Annotated in this window: 4 protein-coding genes; all 4 read left to right on the top strand. The window is 43.8% G+C overall.

Annotated elements, in window-relative coordinates; genetic code table 11:
• Nucleotides 1–211: 211 nt before the first annotated feature.
• Nucleotides 212–2,377 (top strand): glycoside hydrolase family 97 protein, encoded by a 2,166-nt coding sequence (locus Q0Z70_RS12710; protein WP_298075085.1) that lies wholly within the window; start codon nucleotides 212–214, stop codon nucleotides 2,375–2,377.
• A gap of 172 nt (nucleotides 2,378–2,549) precedes the next feature.
• On the top strand, nucleotides 2,550–3,959 hold the full coding sequence (locus Q0Z70_RS12705; protein ID WP_298075083.1) for an amidophosphoribosyltransferase: 1,410 nt from the start codon (nucleotides 2,550–2,552) through the stop codon (nucleotides 3,957–3,959).
• 123 nt (nucleotides 3,960–4,082) lie between these two features.
• Nucleotides 4,083–5,306, top strand: a complete 1,224-nt coding sequence (gene pepT / locus Q0Z70_RS12700) for a peptidase T (RefSeq protein WP_298075080.1) — start codon at nucleotides 4,083–4,085, stop codon at nucleotides 5,304–5,306.
• 32 nt (nucleotides 5,307–5,338) lie between these two features.
• Nucleotides 5,339–6,424, top strand: a complete 1,086-nt coding sequence (gene gcvT, locus Q0Z70_RS12695; protein ID WP_298075078.1) for a glycine cleavage system aminomethyltransferase GcvT — start codon at nucleotides 5,339–5,341, stop codon at nucleotides 6,422–6,424.
• Nucleotides 6,425–6,496: the final 72 nt, after the last annotated feature.

Raw genomic sequence — 6,496 nt, 5'->3', positions numbered from 1 at the left:
ACTATAAATTTAGTGCTTTATAGTTATATTCTTATTAATCAGATAAATATATTAATTCTTATATCGAACTCACGTTATTTACTGTTATGAGTATTGAGGAAGGTTGAGGATATGCAAACGTTTGCTGTCTCTTTATTTCTCTTTCTACCTGAATTGGATAACTGCTTATAACCCTTTTTCTTATCTTTGTCTGCAAAGAATAATATTAAACATGAGAAACATGAAAGCATTTACTTTTAGAATTTTATTTTTGTTATCTTTCCTTTGTATGGCCGGTATAGCAGTTGCTGAGGAACTTACTTCTCCTAATGGATTACTTCGACTGGCATTTACGGTAAACGGACAAGGTGAACCTGTTTATGAATTATATTATAAGGGAAAGGTGGTTATCAAACCTTCCAAGTTGGGGCTGGAATTAAAAAATGATCCGGGTCTGATGGATGGATTTACCCTAAGTGAGGTGATAAATTCTACGTTTGATGAAACCTGGCGGCCTGTATGGGGTGAGGAAAAAGAAATACGTAATCATTATAACGAAATGGCGGTAACGTTGAACCAGAAAACGCAAGAGCGCAACATTGTCATCCGTTTCCGCCTTTTCGATGACGGCTTAGGTTTCCGATATGAATTCCCTTTGCAGAAGAATCTCAATTATTTCGTTATCAAAGAAGAACATACTCAGTTCGCTATGACAGGTGACCATACGGCTTTTTGGATCCCAGGTGACTATGATACGCAGGAATATGATTATACCGAATCGAAACTGACTGAGATACGTGCTCTGATGAAAGGTGCCATTACACCCAATTCTTCACAGACTCCATTTTCACCCGTAGGTGTGCAGACGGCCTTACAGATGAAAACTGCTGATGGCCTTTATATCAATCTGCACGAAGCTGCTCTTGTGGATTATTCATGCATGCATCTCAATCTGGATGACAAGAATCTTGTGTTCGAATCTTGGCTGACTCCCGATGCACAAGGTAATAAGGGATACTTACAAGCTCCTTGTACTTCGCCTTGGCGCACAATTATCGTGAGCGACGATGCACGTGATATTTTAGCATCACGTATCACGCTGAATTTGAATGAACCTTGTGCTTATGAGGATGTATCGTGGATTAAACCTGTCAAATATATTGGCGTTTGGTGGGAAATGATTGCTGGTAAGAGTACATGGGCTTATACAGATGACTTGCTTTCTGTGAAGCTGGGCCAGACGGATTATTCGACACTGAAACCTAACGGACGTCATGGAGCCACCAATGAGAACGTGAAGAAATACATTGATTTCGCAGCTGAACATGGATTTGATCAGGTGCTGGTTGAAGGTTGGAATGAAGGTTGGGAAGACTGGGTTGGCAAATCCAAAGATTATGTCTTTGATTTTGTGACTCCATATCCAGATTTTGATGTGAATATGTTGAACGATTATGCCCATAGCAAGGGAGTGAAATTGATAATGCATCACGAAACTTCAGCTTCGGTGCGTAACTATGAACGTCATTTGGATAAGGCTTACCAATTTATGGTAGACCACGGATATAATGCAGTGAAAAGTGGATATGTAGGGGATATCATTCCCAGAGGTGAGTATCACTATGGGCAATGGATGAATAATCACTATTTATACGCAGTGAAGAAGGCGGCTGAATATAAAATTATGGTCAATGGCCATGAGGCTGTTCGTCCTACAGGCCTGTGCCGCACGTATCCCAATCTGATTGGCAATGAATCGGCACGTGGTACAGAGTACGAAGCCTTTGGGGGAAGCAAGCCTTTCCATACAACGCTTTTACCGTTCAATCGTCTTATCGGAGGTCCAATGGATTATACGCCTGGTATTTTTGATATTAAGCTTGATTTTATGGGTGACCTGCCGCACGGACAAGTGCAGACTACCCTCTGCAAACAACTTGCTCTCTATGTTACTCTTTATAGTCCCTTACAGATGGCTGCAGATTTGGTGGACAGCTACGAAAAGCACATGGATGCTTTCCAGTTTATTAAGGATGTAGCTGTCGATTGGGATGAAAGCAAATATATCGAAGCCGAGCCAGGTGATTACATCACTATAGCCCGTAAGGCAAAAGGCAGTAATAATTGGTTTGTTGGCGGTATTACTGATGAAAATGCCCGCACAACTGAATTCAAGCTTGATTTTCTTGATGCAGGCAAGAAATATGTTGCTACCCTCTATGCTGACGGTAAGGATGCCGATTACAAGGATAATCCTACTTCTTATCAGATAAAGAAAGGTATTGTGACCTCTAAAACGAAGATTTCTGTCAAAGAAGCTCGTAGCGGCGGTTTTGCTCTTAGTCTGATGGAGGCAACGGGCGATGACCTGAAATCTATAAAAAAATGGGGAAACTGAGAAGGGATAAAAAGACAGATCAGTAAGTATTGGTTGAATGCTCCGCAGAGGATTTTCTCTACGGAGCTTATTTTTGCTAAAAAAACAGGTGATGACAGAAAGCTACCTGCCGGCTAATTTGTATCTTTGTCGACGTTTTAAAAACCATACGTAATTATTAAAGTATAGATATATGGGAGGTTTCTTCGGAACAGTCGCCAAAGAAGGTTGCGTGACTGATTTGTTTTATGGGACAGATTATAATTCTCATTTAGGGACGAAACGCGGCGGTATGGCTGCTTATGATGAAACAACCAACTGCTTCAGTCGTTCTATCCACAATCTGGAAAGTACTTATTTCCGCACCAAGTTTGGAGACGAACTGGACAAGTTTAAGGGGAACTCCGGCATAGGAATCATTAGTGATACGGATGCACAGCCTATCATTCTGAATTCTCATTTGGGACGTTTTGCTATTGTCACAGTTGCCAAGATTATGAATATTGCTGAACTGGAGGAAGAACTGTTAGAGCAGAATATGCACTTTTCCGAACTCAGTTCGGGGCAGACTAACCAGACAGAGTTGATAGCCTTGCTTATCATTCAAGGCAAGAATTTTGTAGAGGGAATAGAGAATGTGTACAATCGCATCAAAGGCTCTTGTTCCATGTTGTTGCTGACGGAAGACGGCATTATTGCCGCTCGAGACAAATGGGGACGTACTCCGATTGTTGTCGGAAAGAAAGAAGGAGCGTATGCGGCAACCAGTGAGTCGAGCAGCTTCCCGAATTTGGGATATGAAATTGAACATTATTTGGGGCCAGGTGAAATCATTCGCCTGCGTGCCGACGGCATTGAGCAGATGCGTAAACCTGAGGAGCGGATGCAAGTATGTTCTTTCCTGTGGGTATATTACGGATTCCCTACATCTTGCTATGAAGGCCGTAATGTAGAGGAAGTGCGTTTTACCAGTGGTGTAAAAATGGGACAGACTGATCCTTCCGAAGTGGATTATGTATGTGGAATTCCTGACTCAGGAGTAGGTATGGCGTTGGGGTATGCCGAAGGAAAGGGTATCCCTTATCATCGCGCCATTGCTAAATATACGCCAACCTGGCCACGTAGTTTTACTCCCAGCCATCAGGAGATGCGCAATCTGGTAGCCAAAATGAAGCTTATTCCCAATCGTGCGATGCTTCAGGGAAAACGCCTGCTTTTCTGCGACGATTCCATTGTACGTGGGACTCAGCTTCGTGATAATGTAAAAGAGCTTTACGAATATGGAGCCAGGGAAGTACACATCCGCATAGCTTGCCCGCCATTGATATATGCTTGTCCATTTATTGGTTTTACTGCTTCCAAGAGTTCCTTGGAGTTGATAACCCGTCGTATTATCAAAGAGTTGGAGGGTGATGAGAATAAAAATCTGGATAAGTATGCCACTACTGACTCGCCTGAGTACAATCGTATGGTGGAGATCATGCGTGAGCGCTTTGGCTTTACTTCCCTACGTTTCAATACGCTGGAAACGTTGGTCGAATCCATCGGTCTGCCTAAATGCAAGCTCTGTACGCATTGTTTCGATGGAAGTAGCTGTTTCTGATTGACAATTCGTTAAGTTTCGGATAAAAAAGGGACATGGATTGCTTGTCAATTCACGTTCCTTTTTCTACCTTTACGGGCACAATAAAGATTGTAAATGTTGAATCGCAGTTTTTTGAATAATATGACTTTAGTAAAACGCTTTTTGAAATATGTCAGCTTCGATACTCAATCGAGTGAAGAGACCGGCGTTACTCCCAGTACACCGGGGCAGATGGTGTTTGCCCGCTATTTGAAGGAAGAACTGGAATCCTTAGGACTTGAAGACATCACGTTGGACGACAATGGCTATCTATTTGCTACACTTCCTGCCAATACAGATAAGCCTCTGCCTACAGTAGGTTTCATCGCCCACATGGATACGAGCCCCGATATGAACGGTAAGGACGTATCGCCGCGAATTGTACAATGTTATGACGGTGGAGAAATAGTGCTTTGTGCCGACGAAAACATAGTTTTATCACCGGCACAGTTCCCCGAACTGTTGGAGCATAAAGGGGAAGATCTGATCGTGACCAATGGCAAGACATTGTTGGGCGCTGACGACAAGGCCGGTATCGCCGAAATTGTCTCGGCAATAGTCTATTTACGGGAGCATCCTGAAATCAAACATGGGAAAATACGCATTGGTTTCAATCCCGATGAAGAAATCGGTCTGGGTGCTCATAAGTTCGACGTCGAGAAGTTCGGTTGCGATTGGGCCTATACAATGGATGGTGGCGAGGTAGGAGAGCTGGAGTTCGAGAACTTCAATGCAGCTTCTGCCAAGATTACCTTCAAGGGACGCAATGTACATCCGGGTTATGCCAAGCATAAGATGATTAATTCTATTCGTGTAGCCAACCGTTTTATGGCCATGCTACCCAGTCATGAGACACCCGAACATACCGAAAACTACGAGGGCTTTTACCATTTGGTGGGTATCAGCGGCGAAGTGGAACAAACGGTGGTATCTTACATCATCCGCGACCATGATCGCATCCGTTTTGAAAGTCGTAAACAAGAGATGGAACATCTTGTTCGGAAAATCAATGCTGAGTATGGCGATGGTACGGCTACGCTCGACCTACATGACCAGTACTACAATATGCGTGAGAAAATAGAGCCTGTGATGCATGTCATTGATATTGCTTTCCAAGCGATGAAGGATGCCGGTGTAGAGCCTCGGGTGAAGGCTATCCGTGGCGGTACGGACGGGGCACAGCTTTCATTCAAAGGATTGCCTTGTCCCAACATTTTTGCCGGCGGACTTAACTTTCATGGGCGTTATGAATTCGTGCCCATACAGAGCATGGAGAAAGCTGTGAAGGTGATTGTCAAAATTGCCGAACTGGTAGCTGCACGCTGATCATTTCATTTTAATTCTTAAATATAAGTTTCATGAAAACTACTCCATTTACCGAGAAACACATCTCGCTGGGTGCTAAAATGCACGAGTTTGCGGGATACAATATGCCGATTGAGTATTCGGGCATTATTGACGAACACATGACTGTCTGCCAAGGTGTAGGCGTATTCGACGTATCACACATGGGTGAATTTTGGGTGAAAGGCCCCCAAGCTTTGGCTTTCTTGCAGATGGTGACTTCCAATAATGTGGCAGTCCTGACTCCAGGCAAAGTGCAATATACTTGTTTCCCCAACGAGACAGGGGGTATTGTAGACGACTTGCTGGTTTATTGCTATGAACCTGAAAAGTACTTGCTGGTAGTGAACGCTGCCAACATTGAGAAAGATTGGAATTGGTGTGTAACCCATAATTCTGTCGGGGCCGAGCTGGAGAATGCTTCCGATCGTATGGCACAGCTGGCTGTGCAAGGCCCGAAGGCTATCGAGGCTTTGCAAAAGTTGACACCCATTGATCTGTCGTCTTTACCTTATTATACGTTTACCCATGGTGAGTTCGCAGGTGAGAAGGATGTTATCATTTCGAATACAGGTTATACGGGCGCCAGAGGCTTTGAACTCTATTTCTATCCTGACGCGGCCTTGAAAATATGGGATGCTGTCTTTGAGGCTGGAGCCGAGTTCGGTATTAAGCCTATCGGCCTGGGGGCTCGCGATACACTCCGTCTGGAGATGGGTTTTTGTCTTTACGGCAACGACATTGATGATACAACTTCGCCTATTGAAGCAGGTCTGGGTTGGATAACTAAATTTGTAGAAAATAAGAACTTCACCAACCGCGCGATGTTGGAGAAACAGAAAGCCGAAGGCGTAACACGCAAACTGGTAGGTTTCGAAATGATTGACCGAGGCATTCCCCGCCATGGCTATAGCCTACTGGATGCAAATGGGGAAGTTATTGGAAATGTGACTTCAGGTACGATGTCGCCTACTCGTAAGATTGGTATAGGTATGGGCTATGTAAAGGCTGAGTTCAGTAAGCCCGGCACGGAAATCTGTATCGACATGCGTGGCCGTAAGCTGAAAGCTGTAGTGGTGAAACCGCCTTTCCGTAAATAGGGATATTCAGTAAATGTTCCTAAAAATAAAATGGCATATGAAGATTACATATCATAATCCCTTCAAATGCCA

It is taken from the genome of uncultured Bacteroides sp., assembly GCF_947632445.1.
Classification (GTDB): Bacteria; Bacteroidota; Bacteroidia; order Bacteroidales; family Bacteroidaceae; genus Bacteroides.
Note: the sequence above shows the minus strand (reverse complement) of the source record. Positions and strands in the feature narration are given on the sequence as shown.